Source organism: Streptomyces sp. NBC_00523 (assembly GCF_036346615.1).
In the GTDB taxonomy this organism is placed as follows: Bacteria; Actinomycetota; Actinomycetes; order Streptomycetales; family Streptomycetaceae; genus Streptomyces.
Window position 1 is genome coordinate 1398286 of the sequence record NZ_CP107836.1, and the last position, 19159, is coordinate 1417444.

The window sequence follows — 19159 nt, forward strand, 5'->3', positions numbered from 1 at the left end:
GGCATCGGCCGATAGTGTTCAGCATTGTCGAACAAGGTGGAGGAGTACGGCGCGATGGCCAAGAACATCCAGTCGCTGGAGCGGGCGGCCGCGATGCTGCGTCTGCTGGCAGGCGGGGAGCGGCGGCTGGGGCTGTCCGACATCGCGTCCTCACTGGGCCTGGCCAAGGGCACCGCACACGGCATCCTGCGCACCCTCCAGCACGAGGGCTTCGTGGAACAGGACGCCGCCTCGGGCCGCTATCAGCTGGGCGCGGAGCTGCTGCGCCTGGGCAACAGCTATCTCGACGTGCACGAGCTACGGGCCCGGGCCCTGGTCTGGACGGACGACCTGGCCCGGTCCAGCGGCGAGAGCGTCCATCTGGGCGTACTGCACCAGCAGGGCGTCCTCATCGTCCACCACGTCTTCCGGCCCGACGACAGCCGCCAGGTCCTGGAGGTGGGCGCCATGCAGCCGCTGCACTCCACGGCCCTGGGCAAGGTGCTGTCCGCGTACGACCCGGTGGCGCACACCGAGGCCATGGAGGCCGAGCGGCAGCCGTTCACGCCCCGGACGGTGACCGACGCCGAGGAGTTCGAAGCGGTGCTCGACGTCGTACGGGCCCGGGGCTGGGGCTCCGACGTGGAGGAGACCTGGGAGGGCGTGGCCGCGGTGGCCGCGCCGATCCACGACCGGCGCCGGATGCCGGTGGGGGCCATAGCCGTCACGGGTGCGGTGGAGCGCGTCCGCAAGGACGGCGAGCTGCGCCCGGAGCTGGTCGCGGCGGTCCGTGACTGCGCCCGCGCGGTCTCGCGGGACCTGGGCGCCCGTCGCTTCTGAGCCGCCCGGGTACCCGGCCGGCTTTCCCGTAACGATCGATTCGTACGTCACATCCCTCTTGACGCTGCCTTCACCCGGGAGAAACACTGCCGTTCATCGGTCGGCATTGTCGAACACTTAACGGATATTCGCGTTAGGGTGTGACGGTGCCTAGGGCCGGCCAAGCCCTCACACGAGGGCGCGGACCACCGGAGGGACCCGGGGTTCGGCTTCCTGGACGAAGGACAAAGGAGTCGCGGGTGTCCAGCTCCGACATCTTCATCGGCGAGACCATCGGTACCGCCGTACTCATCCTGCTCGGCGGCGGTGTCTGTGCCGCCGTCACGCTCAAGCATTCGAAGGCGCAGAACGCCGGCTGGGTCGCCATCACCTTCGGGTGGGGCTTCGCGGTACTGACCGGCGCGTATCTCGCCGGCGGCGTGTCGGGGGCGCATCTCAACCCCGCCGTCACCATCGGCCTGGCCATCGAGGGCGGTACCAAGTGGAGCGACGTACCGCTCTACCTGGCCTCCGAACTCTTCGGCGCGATGATCGGCGCGGTGCTGGTCTGGCTGACCTACTACGGGCAGTTCCGGGCGCACCTGACCGATCCGGAGATCCTGCGCGCCCATTCGGGTGAGGAGGGCATGGTCGACCAGGCCGCCGCCCCCAAGGCGGGACCGGTCCTCGGTGTCTTCTCGACGGGCCCCGAGATCCGCAACGCCGTGCAGAACGTCCTCACCGAGGTCATCGCCACGGTCGTGCTGGTCCTCGCCATCCTCACCCAGGGCCTCAACGACGACGGCAACGGGCTCGGCACGCTGGGCGCGCTGATCACCGCCCTGGTCGTCGTCGGCATCGGCCTGTCGCTCGGCGGGCCGACGGGCTACGCGATCAACCCGGTCCGCGACCTCGGTCCGCGTATCGTGCACGCGCTGCTTCCGCTGCCGAACAAGGGCGGCTCCGACTGGGGCTACGCATGGGTCCCGATCGTCGGCCCACTGATCGGCGGCGCACTCGCGGGCGGCCTCTACAACCTCGCGTTCGCCTGATCCGCCCTCACACCACACCGCACAGACCTCCGGGAGCACACCGTGACCGACGCACACACCACCGGCAGCCACGGCGCAGGGCCGTTCATCGCGGCCATCGACCAAGGCACGACCTCCAGCCGCTGCATCGTCTTCGACAAGGACGGGCGGATCGTCTCCGTCGACCAGAAGGAGCACGAGCAGATCTTTCCCAAGCCGGGCTGGGTCGAACACAACGCGGCCGAGATCTGGGAGAACGTCCAGGAAGTCGTCGCCGGGGCGATCTCCAAGGCGGGCATCACCGCCGCCGACGTGAAGGCGATCGGCATCACCAACCAGCGCGAGACCACCCTGCTGTGGGACAAGCACACCGGTGAGCCCGTCCACAACGCGATCGTCTGGCAGGACACCCGTACGGACGCGCTCTGCAAGGAGCTCGGGCGCAACGTCGGCGCGGACCGCTTCCGCCGCGAGACCGGGCTGCCGCTCTCCTCGTACTTCGCCGGGCCCAAGGCGCGCTGGCTGCTCGACAACGTCGAGGGGCTGCGCGAGCGGGCCGAGCGCGGCGACATCCTCTTCGGCACCATGGACTCCTGGGTCATCTGGAACCTGACCGGCGGCACCGACGGCGGCGTCCACGTCACCGACGTCACCAACGCCTCGCGGACGCTCCTGATGAACCTGCACACCATGCAGTGGGACGAGAAGATCTGTTCCTCCATCGGCGTGCCCATGGCCGTGCTGCCCGAGATCCGGTCCTCCTCGGAGGTCTACGGCACCACCAAGGGCGGCGTGCTCGACGGCGTGCCGGTGGCCTCCGCGCTGGGCGACCAGCAGGCGGCGCTGTTCGGCCAGACCTGCTTCTCCGAGGGCGAGGCCAAGTCCACGTACGGCACCGGCACCTTCATGCTGATCAACACCGGTGACACGCCCGTCAACTCGTACAACGGGCTGCTGACGACGGTCGGCTACCGGATCGGCGACCAGAAGGCGGTGTACGCCCTGGAGGGGTCGATCGCCGTCACCGGTTCGCTGGTGCAGTGGATGCGCGACCAGATGGGGCTGATCCAGTCCGCCGCCGAGATCGAGACCCTGGCCTCCTCGGTGGAGGACAACGGCGGCGCGTACTTCGTGCCCGCGTTCTCCGGCCTGTTCGCCCCGTACTGGCGCCCCGACGCCCGCGGTGTCATCGCCGGTCTCACCCGGTACGTCACCAAGGCGCACATCGCCCGCGCCGTGCTCGAGGCCACCGCCTGGCAGACGCGTGAGATCAGCGACGCCATGACCAAGGACTCCGGCGTCGAGCTGACCGCGCTCAAGGTCGACGGCGGCATGACCTCCAACAACCTGCTGATGCAGACGCTCGCCGACTTCCTGGACGCGCCCGTGGTGCGGCCGATGGTCGCCGAGACCACCTGCCTCGGCGCCGCCTACGCCGCCGGCCTGGCCGTCGGCTTCTGGCCGGACACGGACGCGCTGCGCGCCAACTGGCGCCGGGCCGCCGAGTGGACCCCCCGCATGGACGCGGACACCCGCGCCCGCGAGTACAAGAGCTGGCTCAAGGCCGTGGAACGCACCATGGGCTGGCTGGACGACGAGGAGTAGAGAACATGACCACCCTGCAGAGCGTCCCCGCACTCGGGACGCATCCGGCCTCCGGCTCCCTCCCGAGCCGTGCCGAGACCCGGGAGCAGCTCTCCAAGGCGACGTACGACCTCCTGGTGATCGGCGGCGGCATCCTGGGCATCTCCACCGCCTGGCACGCCGCGCAGTCCGGACTGCGGGTGGCCCTGGTGGACGCCGGTGACTTCGCCGGCGCCACCTCCTCCGCCTCCTCCAAGCTGCTGCACGGCGGTCTGCGCTACCTGCAGACCGGTGCGGTGAAGCTGGTGGCGGAGAACCACTTCGAGCGCCGTGCGGTCTCCCGCCAGGTCGCCCCGCATCTGGCCAACCCGCTCACCTTCTACCTGCCGGTGTACAAGGGCGGGCCGCACGGCGCGGCGAAGCTCGGCGCGGGCGTGTTCGCGTACTCGGCGCTCTCCGCCTTCGGCGACGGCGTCGGCCATGTGATCAGCCCGTCCCGGGCGGCGCGCGACGTGCCGGAGCTGCGTACGGAGAACCTCAAGGCCGTCGCGGTCTACGGCGACGACCAGATGAACGACGCGCGGATGGCGCTGATGACGGTCCGCGCGGCCGTCGACGCGGGCGCGGTGGTGCTGAACCACGCCGCGGTGACCGGGCTGCGGTTCACCCGGGGCCGGGTGACGGGCGCGGAGCTGCGGGACTCCATGGACGGTACGGAGTTCGGCGTGACCGCCCGGCTGGTGCTGAACGCGACCGGGCCGTGGGTGGACCACCTGCGGAAGATGGAGGACCCGAACGCGGCGCCTTCCATACGCCTGTCCAAGGGCGCCCACCTGGTGCTGAAGCGGACCCGGCCGTGGAAGGCCGCGCTGGCCACACCGATCGACAAGTACCGCATCACGTTCGCGCTGCCGTGGGAGGACATGCTGCTCCTCGGCACGACGGACGAGGAGTACGAGGGCGACCCGGCGGATGTCGCGGTGACCGAGAAGGACACCGCGCAGATCCTGGACGAGGCCGCGTTCTCGGTACGGGACCAGCAGCTCTCCCGGGACCTGATCACGTACTCCTTCGCCGGTCTCCGGGTGCTGCCCGGCGGGCCCGGCGACACCTCGAAGGCCAAGCGCGAGACGGTCGTCACGGAGGGCCGGGGCGGGATGCTGTCGGTGGCCGGCGGCAAGTGGACGACCTTCCGCCACATCGGCCGTACGGTCATGAACAAGCTGGCCGCGCTGCCCGGGCACCCGCTGGCGGAGGACATGGAGCCGATGTCCCGGCTGCCCAGGAAGCTGCCGCTGCCCGGGATCGCCAACCCGAACGCGGTGGCGCACCGGTTGCTGATCGACGGCGGGACGCCCGGACCCCGGATGGCCGCCGACACCGCGCGGCACCTGGCCACGCACTACGGTTCGCTCGCGTTCGACATCGCCCGGCTGGCCAACGAGAACCCGGCGCTGGCCGAGCGGATCCACCCGGACGCGCCGGAGGTCTGGGCGCAGGTGGCCTACGCCCGGGACCACGAGTGGGCCGAGACCGCGGACGACGTACTGCGGCGGCGGACCACGCTGACGATCCGGGGCCTGGCGACGGACGAGGTCCGGGCCGGTGTGGAGAAGGTGCTCGGCGAGCGGCGCGGCTGAGCGAGGACGGGCCGGTGCGGCCCGGCGGACCGTGAGTCGGTCCGCCGGTCGTACCGGCCTTCTTCGTGGCCGCATAATAGGGCGATACATCGGATGTCTGGAGGTCGCCCATGGCTGTCACCGACGAGGCCATCGAGAAGATCAAGGGAATGATCGTCTCGGGTGCGCTACGGCCCGGCGATCGTCTCCCCAAGGAGAGCGAACTCGCCTCGGAGCTGGGGCTTTCCCGCAACTCGCTGCGGGAGGCGGTGCGCGCCCTGTCGCTGATCCGCATTCTCGACGTCCGCCAGGGCGACGGCACGTATGTGACGAGCCTGGACCCGCAGCTGCTGCTCGAAGCGCTGAGCTTCGTCGTGGACTTCCACCGGGACGACACCGTGCTGGAGTTCCTGGCGGTGCGCCGGATCCTGGAGCCCGCCGCGACGGCGATGGCGGCGAGCCGGATCGGCGCGGAGCAGCTGGACGCGCTGAGCGCGCAGCTCGACGCGCTGGGCGAGCATCCGTCGGTGGAGGAGCTGGTCGCCTGTGACCTGGACTTCCACCGGGGCATCGTCCAGGCGTCGGGCAACTCGGTGCTCTGCTCGCTGCTGGACGGGCTCTCGGGGCCGACGACGCGGGCGCGGGTGTGGCGCGGGCTGACGCAGGAGGACGCGGTGAGCCGGACGCTGCATGAGCATCGGGCGATTCTGGCGGCGTTGCGGGATGGGGACGCGGAAGCTGCGCGGGCTTGGGCGACGGTGCATGTGGCCAGCGTGGAGCAGTGGTTGCGGTCCACCTTGTGACCGATTCGGGGCTCTGCCCCGGACCCTGCTCCTCAAACGCCGGAGGGGCTGATTTTTGCCCGCCCGGCGTTTGAGGGCCGCGAAGTTCAGTCCTGCTTCTCGCCGCTTGCGAAGCGGGAGATGACCAGGGCCACGATGATGATCGCGCCGTTCAGGAACTGGTTCCAGAGGGCCGGGACGCCGCCCAGGGTCATGACGTTGACGACCAGTTGGAGCGTCAGTACGCCGGTGAGGGCGCCGAACAGCGTGCCGCGGCCGCCCTTGAGGCTGATGCCGCCGATCACCGCGGCGGCGAACACCTGGAAGATCCAGCCGTCGCCCTGGGTGGCGGCGACCGCCCCGTAGTGACCGGTGTAGAGGATGCCGGCGAAGGCGGCGAGCAGGCCGCCGATAGCGAGGACGATCCAGGTGACGCGGTCGACGCGGATGCCGGCCGCGCGGGCCGCTTCCGGGTTGCCGCCGATCGCGTACAGCGCGCGTCCGTGGCGCAGCCAGGCGAGCGCGGCGCCACCGGCCGCGAAGAGGACCAGGCAGATCCAGACGGCGGCCGGGACCCCGAACCACTCGCTCTTGCCGAGGTAGCGGAAGGACTCCGGCACATCGGTGATGGACTTGCCCTCGGTGATGCCGATGTGGAGGCCGCGCAACATCGTGAGCATGCCGAGCGTGGCGATGAAGCCGTTGACCCGGAGCTTCAGCATCAGGAAGCCGTTGACGGCGCCGATCGCCAGGCCGACCAGCAGGCAGAGCGGGATCGCGGACCAGGCGGGGAGCAGCCCGAGGCCGGCGAAGCGGCCACCGTCGGTGGGCAGCACCAGCCACATGGCGACGACCGGCGCGATGCCGATCGTGGACTCCAGCGAGAGGTCCATTCGGCCGCAGATGAGGATCAGCGCCTGGCCGAGGACGAGCAGGCTCAGCTCGGAGGACTGCTGGACGACGCTGATCAGGTTGTCGGAGGTGAGGAAGACCGGCGAGACGATGAAGCCGATCAGCATCAGCACCAGGATCACCGGCACCAGCGAGAAGTCGCTCCACCGGATCAGCTTGAGCCTGCTCAGCGGGGTGTCCCCGCCCGGGGAGCCCTTCAGCTCCGTGTCGAAGTCGTCGGCCGTGGACGGCCGTACCGTGCCGGTCATTCCCTCTCCCCCACACCTTCCATGGCGGCGACGAGTTCCCCGTCGGTCCACCCGCTGTCGAACGTTGCGACGACCCGCCCATGGAAGAGGGCGAGGACCCGGTCGCAGACCCGCAGATCGTCCAGCTCGTCCGAGACGACGACGGCCGCGTTGCCCGCGTCGGCGACCCGGCGTACGACTCCGAGCAGGGAGTCCTTGGACTTGACGTCCACGCCCGCCGTGGGCCGGACCGCCACGAGCACGCTGGGGTCACGGGCCAGCGCGCGGGCGACGACGACCTTCTGCTGGTTCCCGCCGGAGAGCCCGGAGACGGGCTGTTCGGGGCCCTGGGTCTTGATGTCCAGCGAGGCGATCATGGACCGGGCGAACTGCCGGGTACGGGAGGGCAGGACAGTCCCCCAGGGGCCGAGTTGGTCGGCGACCGTCAGCGTGGCGTTCTCCGCGACGCTGCGCTCCAGGACGAGTCCCTGGTCGTGCCGGTCCTCCGGGATGTAGCCGATCCCGGCGGCCAGCGCGTCCGGCACGCTGCCCGCCCGTACGGCCCTGCCCCGCACCCGGACCGTGCCGCCGCCCGCCTTGCGCATCCCGGCCAGCACCTCGCCGACGGCGGTGTTGCCGCTGGCCGCCGCCCCGGCGAGGCCCAGCACCTCACCGGGGCGCACCTGGAGGTCCAGGGGCTCGAACCGGCCGGGGAGGCTCAGCTGTTCGGTGGTCAGCACGGGTTCGGCGGTCGCGTCGGGCGCCGCGTCACCGGCCGCGTGCCAGGCGGTGGCCCCGGCCGCCTGCTCGCCGGTCATCGCGGCGACCAGGTCCTCCTTGGCGACCTCGGCGACGGGGGCGGTGAGGACGTGGCGGGCGTCGCGGTAGACGGTGACCGCGGTGCACAGCTCGTACACCTCCTGGAGGTGGTGCGAGATGAAGAGGAACGCCACGCCCTGGGACTGGAGTTCGCGGAGCTTGTCGAAGAGCCGCGCGATGCCCCGGGCGTCGAGCTGGGCGGTCGGCTCGTCCAGGACGATGAGCCGGGCGCCGAAGGACAGGGCGCGGGCGATCTCCACGAACTGCCGCTGCTCGACCGCGAGATCGCGCGCCCGGGTGTTCGGGTCGACCTCCACGCCGTACGCGGCGAGCAGCCGTTCCGCCCGCTTGCGGAGCCTGCCCCAGCTGATCCAGCGGGCGTTCTCCTCGAACCGGTTGAGGAACAGGTTCTCGGCGACGGTGAGGTCGGGGACGACCATGGACTTCTGGTAGACGCAGGCGACCCTGGACTGCCAGGCCGTGGTGTCCCCGAAGGCGGGGGCGGGCTCGCCGCCGAAGGTGACGGTTCCCGCGTCCGCCTTGTGGAGGCCGGTGAGGACGCCGACCAGGGTCGATTTGCCGGCGCCGTTGCGGCCGACGAGCGCGTGGGACTCGCCGGGCCGCACGGTCAGCTTCACCCCGTCGAGCGCCACGGTCGGCCCGAAGCGCTTGACGACGCCTTCCGCCTGCACGGCGGGTGGTGGTGCCTGAGCGTCCATGGCTAGCTCTTCTTCTCCAGCTGGTTGGCCCACAGCTTCGGGTCGTCCACGTTCTCCTTGGTCACCAGGGGCGCGGGGAGCTGGTCCTCGTAACCGTTGGGGATCTTGATGATCGTGGAGTCGTGGTCCGTGGGGCCCTCCTTGAAGGTCTTGCCGTCGAGGGCCGCCCTCGCGTAGTACAGCGCGTACTTCGCGTACAGGTCGGCGGGCTGGGAGATGGTGGCGTCGATCTTCCCGGCCCGGATGGCGTCGAACTCCTCGGGGATGCCGTCGTTGGAGATGATGGTGATGTGGCCGTCCGCACCGGCGGGCTTGAGCAGCTTCTTCTGTTCCAGGAGCGCCAGGGTCGGCTGCAGGAAGACGCCGCCGGCCTGCATGTAGATGCCGTTGATGTCGGGGTGGGCGGCCAGCGTGGACTGGAGCTTCGCGGAGGCGACGTCGCCCTTCCAGTCGGTGGCCAGCTCGAAGACCTTGATGCCCGGGTAGTCCTTGTCCATGCACGCCTTGAACGCCTCGGAGCGGTCGCGGCCGTTGATGGAGGACAGGTCGCCCTGGAACTCGACGACCTTGCCCTTGCCCTTCAGCTGCTCGCCGAGGTACTTGCAGGCGTTGGTGCCGTACGCCTTGTTGTCGGCGCGCACCACCATGTAGATGTCGCCCTTGTCGGGGCGGGTGTCGACGCTGACGACGGGGATCTTCTTCTCGTTGAGCGTGTTGAGCGACTCGGCTATCGCGCCGGTGTCCTGCGGGGCCATCACGACGGCCTTGGCGCCCTGGTCGGTGAAGGTCTGGACGTTGGCGACGAGCTTGCCGATGTCGTTCTGCGAGTTGGTCAGCGGCAGCGCGGAGACCTCGCCGTCCTTGACACCCTTCTTGATGTAGTTCTGGTAGGAGTTCCAGAAGTCGCTGTCGCTGCGCGGCAGGTCGATGCCGACCTTGCCGCCGCCCGCCCCGTCGTCCGACGACTCGCGGTTGCAGCCCGCGAGGGCGGTGACGGCCAGCAGTACGGCACAGGCTGCCGCACTCGTCGTACGCACTCTCATTGGTGTCCCGTTCCTGTGTGGGGTCGCGGCTCGGACCCGGTGGGCGTTGGCGGGGGTGCGGGTTCAGCTGCCGGCGGGGCGCAGGCGCAGGCCCTGCATCCCGCCGTCGACGGCCAGGGCGGTGCCCGTCACGGAGGTCGCGGCGGGGCTCGCGAGGTAGCCGATCGCGGCGGCCACCTCGTCGGCGGAGACCAGCCGGCCCAGCGGCTGCCGGGCGTTCAGCGCGGCGCGTTCGGCGGCCGGGTCGTCCGCCCGGTCGAGCAGCCGGCCGATCCACGGGGTGTCGGCGGTGCCCGGGTTGACGCAGTTGACGCGGATGCCCTCGCGGACGTGGTCGGCGGCCATGGCGAGGGTGAGCGCGAGGACGGCGCCCTTGCTCGCGCTGTACAGGGCGCGCTGGGGCAGCCCGGCGGTCGCGGCGATGGAGCAGGTGTGCGTGATGGATACGGCTCCGGGGCGCTCGGCGGCCGCGCGGCGCAGGTGCGGCAGGGCGTGCCGGGCGGCGCGGACCATGCCGAGGACGTTGATGTCGAGGACCCGGGCCCACTCGGCGTCGTCGTTGTCCGCGACGGTGCCGATGGCGCCGATGCCCGCGTTGGACACGAGGGTGTGCAGGGAGCCGAGCTCGGCGGCGGCCCGGTCCACCCCGGCGCGCACGGCGGCGTCGTCGGTGACGTCGGCCTCGACGGCGAGGGCGCCCCGGGGTGCGCCGGAGGTGTCCCGGTCGAGGACGGCGACCTGGGCGCCGCGTTCCAGGAGCAGGATGGTGACGGCGGCCCCGATGCCGGAGGCGCCGCCGGTCACCAGGGCGTTCATCCCCTCGAAGTCGCGTGTGCCGGTCATCGGCTCTCCTCCTTCTCGTGGCGCCGGGCCTGCCAGACGGGGCCCTGCGGGTAGCGGTGTGCGGCGATGGACTCGGGGCGCATCCTGGCCGAGAAGCCGGGGGACGCCGGGGCGGTGTAGCGGCCGTTCACGATGGCGACCGGGTCGGTGAAGTGCTCGTGGAGGTGGTCGACGTACTCGATCACCCGGTCCTCGCAGGTGCCGGAGACGGCGACGTAGTCGAACATCGAGAGGTGCTGGACGAGTTCGCAGAGGCCGACGCCGCCCGCGTGCGGGCAGACCGGGATGCCGTACTTGGCGGCGAGCAGCAGGATCGCCAGGTTCTCGTTGACCCCGGCGACGCGTGCGGCGTCGATCTGGACGAAGTCGACGGCCCCGGCCTGGAGGAGCTGCTTGAACACGACCCGGTTGGCGACGTGTTCGCCGGTGGCGACCTTGACCGGCTGTCCGGCGCGGACGGCGGCGTGGCCGAGCACGTCGTCGGGGCTGGTGGGCTCCTCGATCCAGTGCGGGTCGTACGGGGCGAGCGCGGTCATCCAGGCGACGGCGTCGGCGACGTCCCAGCGCTGGTTGGCGTCGACGGCGATCCGGACGCCGGGTCCGACGGCCTCGCGGGCGAGCGCCATGCGGCGGACGTCGTCCTCGACCCGGCCGCCGACCTTGAGCTTGATCTGGGTGAAGCCGTCGGCGACGGCCTGCTTGGCGAGCCGGACCAGCTTGTCGTCGGAGTAGCCGAGCCATCCGGGCGAGGTGGTGTACGCGGGGTAGCCCTCGGCTTGCAGCCGGGTGGCGCGTTCGGCGCGCCCCGGTTCGGCGGCGCGCAGGATGGCCAGCGCCTCGTCGGGGGTGAGGGCGTCGGTGAGGTAGCGGAAGTCCACCAGGGAGACCAGCTCCTCCGGGGTCATCCCGGCCAGGAACCGCCAGACGGGTCTGCCCGCCAGCTTGGCCGCCAGGTCCCAGGCGGCGTTGACCACCGCACCGGCCGCCATGTGCATCACGCCCTTCTCGGGGCCCAGCCAGCGGAGCTGGGAGTCGTGCGTGAGGTCCCGGTACAGGGCGCCGAGGGCCTCGGCCGTACGGGGTACGGGGCGCCCGGTCAGATAGGGGCGCAGGGCCTCGATCGCGGCGGCCATGACCTCGTTGCCCCGGCCGATGGTGAAGCAGAAGCCATGGCCCTCGACGGGCTCGCCGTCCACACCGGCGGCGTCGGTCCGCAGGACGACGTAGGCGGCCGAGTAGTCGGGGTCGGGGTTCATGGCGTCCGAGCCGTCCAGTTGTTCCGAGGTCGGAAAACGGATGTCGTGGACCTCGAAATCCGTGACGGTCTGACTCATGCGCGCCCCCAGGGGAAATAACATCGGACCTCTGTTCCGGTCATCCGATGTATAGCCGCCTCCGAGGGCGCAAGTCCAGAGAGAGGTGCGAATTTTCCGCCGACAGCTCGGATGTATCGGCAGTACGCTGCTGTACCAGACGAGCACCCGGCCGTGCACGGGGGCTGCGGTCCGGGAGGCCGCAGGCCGTAAGGTTGGTCCGTACACAAGGGAACTTCGGAAGGAGGCTGGGGTGATCGAGCTCGAGGGCGTGCCCGAGCTGATCGACCCGGTCATGGTGGCCGCGTTCGAGGGGTGGAACGACGCCGGTGACGCCGCCTCCACCGCGGTCGCGCATCTGGACCGGGAGTGGAAGGGCGAGGTGTTCGCGGCGCTGGACGCCGAGGACTACTACGACTTCCAGGTCAACCGCCCGACGGTGTGGCTGGACAACGGGGTACGCAAGATCACCTGGCCGACGACCCGGCTCTCCGTGGTCCGCGTCGGCGGGGACAAGCCCCGCGATCTCGTCCTGGTCCGGGGCATCGAACCGTCGATGCGCTGGCGCTCGTTCTGCAACGAGCTGCTGGGCTTCGCGCACGAACTGGGCGTCGAGATGGTCGTGGTGCTCGGTGCGCTGCTGGGCGACACCCCGCACACCCGCCCGGTCCCGGTCAGCGGGGTGACGTCCGATCCGGACCTGGCCCGCACCATGGACCTGGAGGAGACCAGGTACGAGGGTCCGACCGGCATCGTCGGCATCCTCCAGGAGGCGTGCACGCATGCCGGGGTGCCCGCGGTGAGCCTGTGGGCGGCGGTGCCGCACTATGTGTCGCAGCCGCCCAACCCCAAGGCGACGCTGGCCCTGCTGAACCGCCTCGAGGACCTGATCGGGCTGCGCATCCCGCTCGGCGAGCTGCCGGAGGACGCGCGCGCCTGGCAGGTCGGCGTCGACCAACTGGCCGCCGAGGACAGCGAGGTGGCCGAGTACGTGCAGACCCTCGAGGAGGCCCGGGACACCGCCGAGCTGCCCGAGGCGAGCGGCGAGGCGATCGCCCGCGAGTTCGAGCGCTATCTCCGGCGCCGCGAACCGGGCTCCGCACCGCCGCCCGGCGGCCATGCCACGGAGAGCGGCGACGCGACGTACCTCCGGGACACGTCGAGCGGCCGGACGAGGCCGCCGAAGCCGGGGCCCGGCCAGCCGGGCGGTCCGGCCCCATCGGAGGGTCCCGGCCGTCCGGGCGGTCCGGCCCCATCGGAGGGTCCCGGCCGTCCGGCGACCGGCCGACCACCGGCCGGCGGCACCGGCGACCGGGCCACGGACGCGGACGGCGGCCCGGCCGGGGCGCCCGACGACGAGCCGGACAGCGACGGCCCGGACAGCGGCCCGGCGGACGGTGACGGGACCGAAGGCCCCCACGCGCAGGACTGAGCGCGGCACGGAGCCGGGCGGGTGCGAACCCGCCCGGCTCCTCCGCCAGGTGACCGTCATTCAGGAGCAGACGAAGCGCGCCGCGCCCCAGTCGCCGTGGTCACCGGTCTTGGACCCGTTCGTGTCGGTGACCTTCAGGCGTACGTGCCGCGCCCCGTCGAGCGCCACATCGACCGGTACGGTCTCGGACGCCCCGGTCACCTTCGGCGAGGTCCACAGCACCTTGCCGTCGGCCTCCACGGAGAACGCGACCTCGCCGTACCCGTTGATCTCGTCGTCGATGCCCGCGTCCGCGGTGAACCGCGAGCACTGGCCGCCGAGGTAGACCTCGATGTCGGAGTCGGCGTGGGTGCCGATCCCCTTCTCGTACGTCTTCCCGGCCAGCGTGATCGGGTGACCGTCGGCCGCGCCCGACTCGCCGTTGCTGCGGTCGCGTTCGGCGGGTCCGTAGCCGTTGACCGCGGTCAGCCACTCCATGTCGCTCGCCCAGGTCTCGCCGGTGGGCGGGGCGGGCATGACGGAGACCGCGAGCCGCTCGGTGGCGGTGCGGGACTCGCCCGCCGACCGGTAGCGGGCGAGGGCGGTCAGCCGCGCCTCCCCCGCCTTCGCGTCCTTCGCCGGGGTGACCCGGACCTCGACGCGGCGGGTGGTGCCCGCCGGTATCCGCTTCACGGGCGCGGCGGGGGCGGCCTGCCAGCCCTCGGGGACGTCGAGCGTGACGGACGCGTCCGTGACGTCCGCCCGGCCCGCCGTCACGTCGACGGCGACGGTGCCCGGGGCTCCCGCGCCGGTCTCCTGGCCGCGCGGGGCGGTGACGGCGGCCGTGGCGGTGGTGTTCCGGCCGCCGACCGCGCTGGTGTGCTTGAGCCGCACGGAGAACTTCCGGTCCGTGGGCAGCGGCGCGGTCTTGATCTTCACCACACCGCCCCGGTCGTCCCGGTCGTAGAACCAGCCCTGCTTCGCCTTCGCGTACGCGGCGGCCGAGCTGAGGCGGGGCAGCTTGCCCTTGAGCTGTACCGCGCTCGGCTCGGAGCCGGTGTGCACGGTGAACTCGTACGGGCGGCTGCTCTGCTTGCCCTCGAATGTCCCCTTGCTCGCGCCGATGTCCACGGTCACGTCGCCGGAGCCCCGGGAGGGTGCGCGGACGTCGGCGGTCTGCGTGGCGTACGCGCCGTCGCGGTGCTCACGGGTCACGCCGTCGTCCTCGTACAGCGTGAACGAGGAGCGGCCCTGCGGGTAGATGTCCCAGGCGAGCGGGGAGGAGGCGGTGCGGTCGGTGTACGAGCGGATGCCCGGCCACATCGGCACGCTCGCCCCGGCCTTCACGAACAGCGGCAGGGTGTCCAGCGGGGCGCTGTAGTCGTCGAGGGTGACGGGACCCTGGTAGGTGCGCCCGGTCCAGTAGTCGGTCCAGGTGCCCTTCGGCAGGTAGATGCCGTCGCGCTCGGTGCTGTCCTCGTAGACCGGCGCGACGAGGAAGTCCTCGCCCGACATGAACTCGTACTTCGCGGCGTCGGTCGCGGCCTTCGGGTCGTCCGGGTACTCCAGGACCAGCGGGCGGACCATGCCGACACCGGTCTTGGTCGCCTCGTGGGCGTAGGAGTACTGGTAGGGCAGCAGCGACTCCTTGAGCTTGAGGTAGTCGCGGTTGATGGAGGTGTACGGCTCGCCGTAGCGGAACGGCTGCTTGTCGCTGGCCGCCCAGCCGTCCATGGTCATCGTGGTCCCCAGGAACATCTTCCACTGGAGGTCACGGGTGTACGTCTTGGCGCTGCCGCCGAAGATGCCGTCGACGTCGCCCGTGGTGTAGGCGAGGCCGGACATCGTGGCGCCCGCGTAGGTCGGGATCTGCCAGCGGATGTAGTCCCAGGTGCCGTACTGGTCGCCGGACCACTGGACCCCGCAGCGCTGCGCACCGGCCCAGCTCTCGGGGGCGTACGTGAAGCCGCGCGCGTCGCTGTTGGCCTCGATGCCCTTGTACGCGTCCTTGCAGCCGTCGAGCGCGAACTTGTAGCCGTCGCCGACCCAGGCGACGTCCAGCTTGGCCACGCGCTGCCCGGCCTTGACCTGGTCGCCGAGCTTGTCGATGCCGTCCTCGGTCCAGAGCCCGGCCTGCATGCCCCGGTCCTGGAGGCCCTTCGCGGTCTCGGCGAGATTCTCGTAACCGCAGCCGTAGCCGTCGTTGACGAGCATCCAGCCGTTGGGCATGTCGTTGTCGAGGTAGCCGTCGGCGACCTTCAGCGCGTCCAGGGTGTGGCGCTCGCCCCGGTTGGCGTTGTGCAGATAGCAGTCGGCGTCGCCGATCTCCATGCCGTAGACGGGCGGCAGGAACGGCTTGCCGGTGAGCTGCGTGTACTGGCCGATGACGTCCTTGGCGCTGTCACCGGCGAAGTAGTACGCGTCGAAGCGCCGCTCCTTCTCGCTGGTGGTCACCGGGTCGTTGAAGGCGTAGGTGCCCGGCGCGAAGGTGTTGCGGAAGACGCCGTAGCCGGCCGAGGAGAGGTAGAACGGCACCGAGTTGGGGTGGCCGCCGTCGTCCCAGTTGTAGTCGACGCCCACCTCGACGGTCTTGTCCCGGTGCGAGGTGTTGCCCCGGCCGTTCTGCATCCCGGCGCCGTAGAACTGCTCGTTCGCGCCGCGCGCCAGGGTCTGGGTGGTCTGCTCGGCGTCCCAGCTCAGTCCCTTCGCCTCGGACCATACCTGGCTTCCGTCGGCCCGGTACAGGGCGAACCTCAAAGGCGACTTGTAGACACGGAGGGTGACGCTCCGGGTGGACAGCTCATAGCGGTCGCCGCGCTCCTTCCAGCGGGTGCGGGGCGGGGTGCCCTGCGGGAGCACGATGGCGTCGCCGGCCGGGTCCTCGAAGGTGCCGTCGGGGGCGAGTTCGATGCGGAAGGTCTCCTCGGAGACGAAGCTGACCCGGGCCGTCGCGTCCCCCGCCGTCAGGCGGTACACGGCCCCGTCGGCCTGGAAGCCGGTGAGATCGCCGACCGTCGTGCCGGCGGGCTCCGCCGTGTCGTCGGCGCGGGCGGCACCCGGTCCGGTGAGTACGGCGAGGAGTCCCAGCAGCGCTGCAACTACCGCCGATCTGATGCGCGTTGATGATTGCATAGAGCGCTTTTAGCGCAGCACCGAGCATTTGACCATGGACAAAACGGAACCGGCCCCGAACTTCATGAAGAAGTCCGGGGCCGGTGAAGTCGGCTGCTACGACGGAGAGTTACGAAAAAGACCTACAGGGCCACGCCGAGGAGCGCGTCCACGGTGCGGGAGACGAGGCCGGGCGCGCCCTCGTCCGTGCCGCCCTCGGCGGTCTGCCGCTCGGCCCAGCGGTCGACCGCGGCCAGCGCGGCCGGGGCGTCCAGGTCGTCGGCGAGGGCCGCGCGGACCTCCTCGACCAGGGCGTCGGCGGACAGCCCGTCGGGGCGGGAGACGGCGGCACGCCAGCGGCCGAGCCGGGCCACCGCGTCGGCGAGCACCTGGTCGGTCCACTCCCAGTCGGAGCGGTAGTGGTGGGCGAGCAGGGCCAGGCGGATCGCGGCCGGGTCCACACCGTCGCGGCGGAGCGCGGAGACGAAGACGAGGTTGCCCTTGGACTTGGACATCTTCTCGCCGTCCAGGGCGACCATCCCGGCGTGCACGTACGCCTGGGCGAAGGGGTGCTCGCCGGTGAGCACCTGGGCGTGCGAGGCGCCCATCTCGTGGTGCGGGAAGGCGAGGTCGGAGCCGCCGCCCTGGACGTCGAAGCCCATGCCGAGGTGGTCGAGGGCGATGGCCACGCACTCGATGTGCCAGCCGGGGCGGCCGGCGCCGAGGGAGCCGCCGTCCCAGCTGGGCTCGCCCTCGCGGGCGGCCATCCAGAGCATGGGGTCGAGCGGGTTCTTCTTGCCGGGGCGCTCCGGGTCGCCGCCGCGTTCGGCGGAGAGCAGGCGCATGGCCTCGGCGTCGAGGTTCGACACCTGGCCGAAGTGCGGGTCGGTGTCCACGGAGAAGTAGATGTCGCCGTCGAGCTCGTAGGCGGCGCCCGCGTCACGGAGCCGTTCCACGAGCGGCACGATGCCGGGTATCGCCTCGACGGCTCCGATGTAGTCCCGCGGCGGGAGCATCCGGAGCGCGGTCATGTCCTCGCGGAACAGGGCCGTCTCGCGCTCCGCGAGCTCGGTCCAGTCCTGTCCGTCGCGCACGGCCCGCTCCAGCAGCGGGTCGTCCACGTCCGTCACGTTCTGGACGTAGTGAACCTGCCGCTTGGTGTCGAGCCACACGCGCTGCACGAGGTCGAACGCGTTGTAGGTCGCCGCATGACCCATGTGGGTCGCGTCGTACGGCGTGATGCCGCAGACGTAGATGCGGGCGACGGGACCGGGGTCAAGGGTGATCCGTCCGCCGGTCGCGGTGTCGTGGATCCGAAGGTCGCGGCCCTTGCCGGGCAGGGCGGGGACCTCAGAAGCGGGCCAGGCATGCATGCCACGAGCGTAACCGGATGCGGCTTCCGGATACGAACCGGAGGGGTGATCCTGACCGAAGAGGCACTCTTGCGCCGCCGCGCCCGGCGTGCATCGGGGCGGACCGGCCGTCAGACGGGCGGCCAGGGGATGGCGGGCCATTCACCGCTGGGCTCCCGGTGCAGCCCGGTCTCCCGCAGCCCCGCCACCCGGGCCCGCAGGGCCTCGGTCTCGGCCGCCGTGATGAGTTCGGCCAGCCGGGTGACCAGCGGGGCCCCGGGCTCCAGGGCGGCCGCCAGCCGGTCCAGGACCTCGACGGCCTCGGGGGTCAGAGGCTCGCCCGCCCAGCCCCAGAGCAGGGTGCGCAGCTTGTCGTCGGCGTTGAAGGTCACCCCGTGGTCGATGCCGTAGAGCCGGCCGCCGGGCGCGGGCAGCAGGTGGCCGCCCTTGCGGTCGCCGTTGTTGATGACGGCGTCCAGGACGGCGAGCCGCCGCAGCCGGGGGTCGTCCGCGTGCACCAGCAGGGCGGTCTTCCCCTCCCCCACCTCCGCGAACGCGACGGCCTTCCAGCCCTCGCCGGGCTCCTCGTCCTCGACCAGCGCGAGCAGCCCCGGCTCGTCCTCGCCCGGCTCCTCGGCCTCGATCCAGAGCTGGCACATGCCCTGGCCGTACGGCCCGTCCCGCAGCACGGTCGGCGGGACCAGCCCCCAGCCCATGGCCTCGGAGACCTCGTAGGCGGCCACCTCGCGCTGGGCGAGGGTGCCGTCGGGGAAGTCCCAGAGCGGCTGCTCGCCGGCCACGGGCTTGTACACGCAGTACGCCTCCGCGCCCTCGTGGGCGACGGAGCAGTACAGCACCGCGTTGGACGCGCCGCGGACCTGCCCGAGGACGGTCAGCGTGCCCTCGGCCAGCAGGGCGACGTGCTCCGCGTCGGTCAGGCGCCCCGGCGGTATCCGTTCTGGCGCGGGCATACGTGTCCTTCCGGGTCGAGCGGCAGGCTGCACAGCGGGCAGGGCGGCCGGCCGGCGTTCACCACGTCCAGGGCCCGCTTGGCGAAGGCACGGGCCTGGGCGCCGGAGAGCCGGACGCGGAGCATCGGCGGGCCGTTCTCCTCGTCCTGGAGCAGCCGCTCCTCGGCCTCGGCCAGGTCCTCGACGGAGTCGGCGTCCAGCTCGACCAGGGCCTGCGCCTCCACGATCATGCGCTGCTCCTCGCCGTCCCAGGCGAGCGCCATGGTGCCGACGCGGAACTCCTCCTCGACGGGGACGTCGAGCGGCGCGGTGTCCGTGACGTCCATCGGGGCGACGGCCGGCACCGGGGAGTTCCCGCCGGTGCGGCGGACGACCTCGTCCAGCAGTTCGTCCACGCGCTCGGCGAGCGCGGCGACCTGGGTCTTCTCCAGGGCCACGCTGGTGACACGTCCGCCTGAGGATGCCTGCAGGAAGAACGTACGGCGTCCAGGCAGCCCGACCGTGCCGGCCACGAAGCGGTCCGGGGGGTCGTAGAGGAACACCTGACGGGACACGTCCTGTCTCCCTTGAGAGTCGACGGGCAGATGGGGGTGGGCCGGAGCCTCGGAAAGCGTTCTACGGCGC

General features: G+C 71.4%; 15 protein-coding genes. 6 read left to right on the top strand and 9 right to left on the bottom strand.

Annotation, left to right across the window (positions count from 1 at the left end; all coding sequences use genetic code 11):
• Positions 1–54 precede the first annotated feature (54 nt).
• From OHS17_RS06280 to OHS17_RS06300, 5 genes are all read left to right on the top strand, one after another.
• Positions 55–819 carry an IclR family transcriptional regulator gene (locus OHS17_RS06280; RefSeq protein WP_330315170.1) on the top strand — a complete coding sequence of 255 codons (765 nt, stop codon included), beginning with the start codon at positions 55–57 and terminating at the stop codon, positions 817–819.
• A 239-nt stretch (positions 820–1058) separates the two neighbouring features.
• Positions 1059–1850, top strand: coding sequence for an MIP/aquaporin family protein (locus OHS17_RS06285; protein WP_330311368.1), 792 nt, complete (start codon positions 1059–1061; stop codon positions 1848–1850).
• 42 nt (positions 1851–1892) lie between these two features.
• On the top strand, positions 1893–3434 hold the full coding sequence (gene glpK, locus OHS17_RS06290; RefSeq protein ID WP_330311369.1) for a glycerol kinase GlpK: 1542 nt from the start codon (positions 1893–1895) through the stop codon (positions 3432–3434).
• Between the two features lie 5 nt (positions 3435–3439).
• Positions 3440–5053, top strand: a complete 1614-nt coding sequence (locus tag OHS17_RS06295) for a glycerol-3-phosphate dehydrogenase/oxidase (RefSeq protein WP_330311370.1) — start codon at positions 3440–3442, stop codon at positions 5051–5053.
• A gap of 110 nt (positions 5054–5163) precedes the next feature.
• Positions 5164–5835, top strand: a complete 672-nt coding sequence (locus OHS17_RS06300; protein ID WP_018103726.1) for a FadR/GntR family transcriptional regulator — start codon at positions 5164–5166, stop codon at positions 5833–5835.
• An 86-nt stretch (positions 5836–5921) separates the two neighbouring features.
• Here OHS17_RS06300 and OHS17_RS06305 read toward each other — a convergent pair whose 3' ends face one another.
• The 5 genes from OHS17_RS06305 to OHS17_RS06325 all read right to left on the bottom strand — a co-directional run bounded on the left by OHS17_RS06305 (position 5922) and on the right by OHS17_RS06325 (position 11711).
• Entirely contained in the window at positions 5922–6974 is a 1053-nt protein-coding gene (locus OHS17_RS06305; RefSeq protein WP_164630467.1) for an ABC transporter permease, read from the bottom strand.
• A complete protein-coding gene (locus OHS17_RS06310) occupies positions 6971–8491 on the bottom strand; it encodes a sugar ABC transporter ATP-binding protein (protein ID WP_330311371.1) in 1521 nt (506 codons plus the stop codon). Before OHS17_RS06310 ends, OHS17_RS06305 begins: the two co-directional genes overlap by 4 nt.
• Before the next feature lie 2 nt (positions 8492–8493).
• The gene (locus OHS17_RS06315; RefSeq protein WP_330311372.1) at positions 8494–9534 is read right to left on the bottom strand and encodes a sugar ABC transporter substrate-binding protein; all 1041 of its coding nucleotides are present in this window, start codon (positions 9532–9534) and stop codon (positions 8494–8496) included.
• 63 nt (positions 9535–9597) lie between these two features.
• Positions 9598–10377: an SDR family NAD(P)-dependent oxidoreductase gene (locus OHS17_RS06320; RefSeq protein ID WP_330311373.1), complete on the bottom strand. Its 780-nt coding sequence runs from the start codon at positions 10375–10377 to the stop codon at positions 9598–9600.
• A complete protein-coding gene (locus OHS17_RS06325) occupies positions 10374–11711 on the bottom strand; it encodes an L-fuconate dehydratase (protein ID WP_330311374.1) in 1338 nt (445 codons plus the stop codon). The genes OHS17_RS06320 and OHS17_RS06325 overlap by 4 nt, the downstream gene beginning before the upstream one ends.
• 232 nt (positions 11712–11943) lie before the next feature.
• Here OHS17_RS06325 and OHS17_RS06330 point away from each other — a divergent pair, with 232 nt between their 5' ends.
• Positions 11944–13122 (top strand): PAC2 family protein, encoded by a 1179-nt coding sequence (locus OHS17_RS06330; RefSeq protein ID WP_330311375.1) that lies wholly within the window; start codon positions 11944–11946, stop codon positions 13120–13122.
• Positions 13123–13182: 60 nt separating this feature from the next.
• On the opposite strand, the gene OHS17_RS06335 is transcribed toward OHS17_RS06330, so the two are convergent.
• The 4 genes from OHS17_RS06335 to OHS17_RS06350 form a co-directional block, all read right to left on the bottom strand.
• Complete coding sequence (locus OHS17_RS06335) at positions 13183–16233, bottom strand: NPCBM/NEW2 domain-containing protein (protein ID WP_330311376.1); 3051 nt, start codon at positions 16231–16233, stop codon at positions 13183–13185.
• A 122-nt stretch (positions 16234–16355) separates the two neighbouring features.
• Entirely contained in the window at positions 16356–17585 is a 1230-nt protein-coding gene (mshC, locus tag OHS17_RS06340) for a cysteine--1-D-myo-inosityl 2-amino-2-deoxy-alpha-D-glucopyranoside ligase (RefSeq protein WP_330311377.1), read from the bottom strand.
• A gap of 110 nt (positions 17586–17695) precedes the next feature.
• A complete protein-coding gene (locus OHS17_RS06345) occupies positions 17696–18535 on the bottom strand; it encodes an SCO1664 family protein (RefSeq protein ID WP_330311378.1) in 840 nt (279 codons plus the stop codon).
• Positions 18499–19089 (bottom strand): DUF3090 domain-containing protein, encoded by a 591-nt coding sequence (locus OHS17_RS06350; RefSeq protein WP_020207450.1) that lies wholly within the window; start codon positions 19087–19089, stop codon positions 18499–18501. The genes OHS17_RS06345 and OHS17_RS06350 overlap by 37 nt, the downstream gene beginning before the upstream one ends.
• Positions 19090–19159: the final 70 nt, after the last annotated feature.

Bases quoted from the DNA above. Each gene is read 5' to 3' on its own strand.
- OHS17_RS06280 (WP_330315170.1), top strand. From the start codon at position 55: ATGGCCAAGAACATCCAGTCGCTGGAGCGGGCGGCCGCGATGCTGCGT.
- OHS17_RS06295 (WP_330311370.1), top strand. From the start codon at position 3,440: ATGACCACCCTGCAGAGCGTCCCCGCACTCGGGACGCATCCGGCCTCC.
- OHS17_RS06300 (WP_018103726.1), top strand. From the start codon at position 5,164: ATGGCTGTCACCGACGAGGCCATCGAGAAGATCAAGGGAATGATCGTC.
- OHS17_RS06305 (WP_164630467.1), bottom strand. From the start codon at position 6,974: ATGACCGGCACGGTACGGCCGTCCACGGCCGACGACTTCGACACGGAG.
- OHS17_RS06310 (WP_330311371.1), bottom strand. From the start codon at position 8,491: ATGGACGCTCAGGCACCACCACCCGCCGTGCAGGCGGAAGGCGTCGTC.
- OHS17_RS06315 (WP_330311372.1), bottom strand. From the start codon at position 9,534: ATGAGAGTGCGTACGACGAGTGCGGCAGCCTGTGCCGTACTGCTGGCC.
- OHS17_RS06320 (WP_330311373.1), bottom strand. From the start codon at position 10,377: ATGACCGGCACACGCGACTTCGAGGGGATGAACGCCCTGGTGACCGGC.
- OHS17_RS06325 (WP_330311374.1), bottom strand. From the start codon at position 11,711: ATGAGTCAGACCGTCACGGATTTCGAGGTCCACGACATCCGTTTTCCG.
- OHS17_RS06335 (WP_330311376.1), bottom strand. From the start codon at position 16,233: ATGCAATCATCAACGCGCATCAGATCGGCGGTAGTTGCAGCGCTGCTG.
- mshC (WP_330311377.1), bottom strand. From the start codon at position 17,585: ATGCATGCCTGGCCCGCTTCTGAGGTCCCCGCCCTGCCCGGCAAGGGC.
- OHS17_RS06345 (WP_330311378.1), bottom strand. From the start codon at position 18,535: ATGCCCGCGCCAGAACGGATACCGCCGGGGCGCCTGACCGACGCGGAG.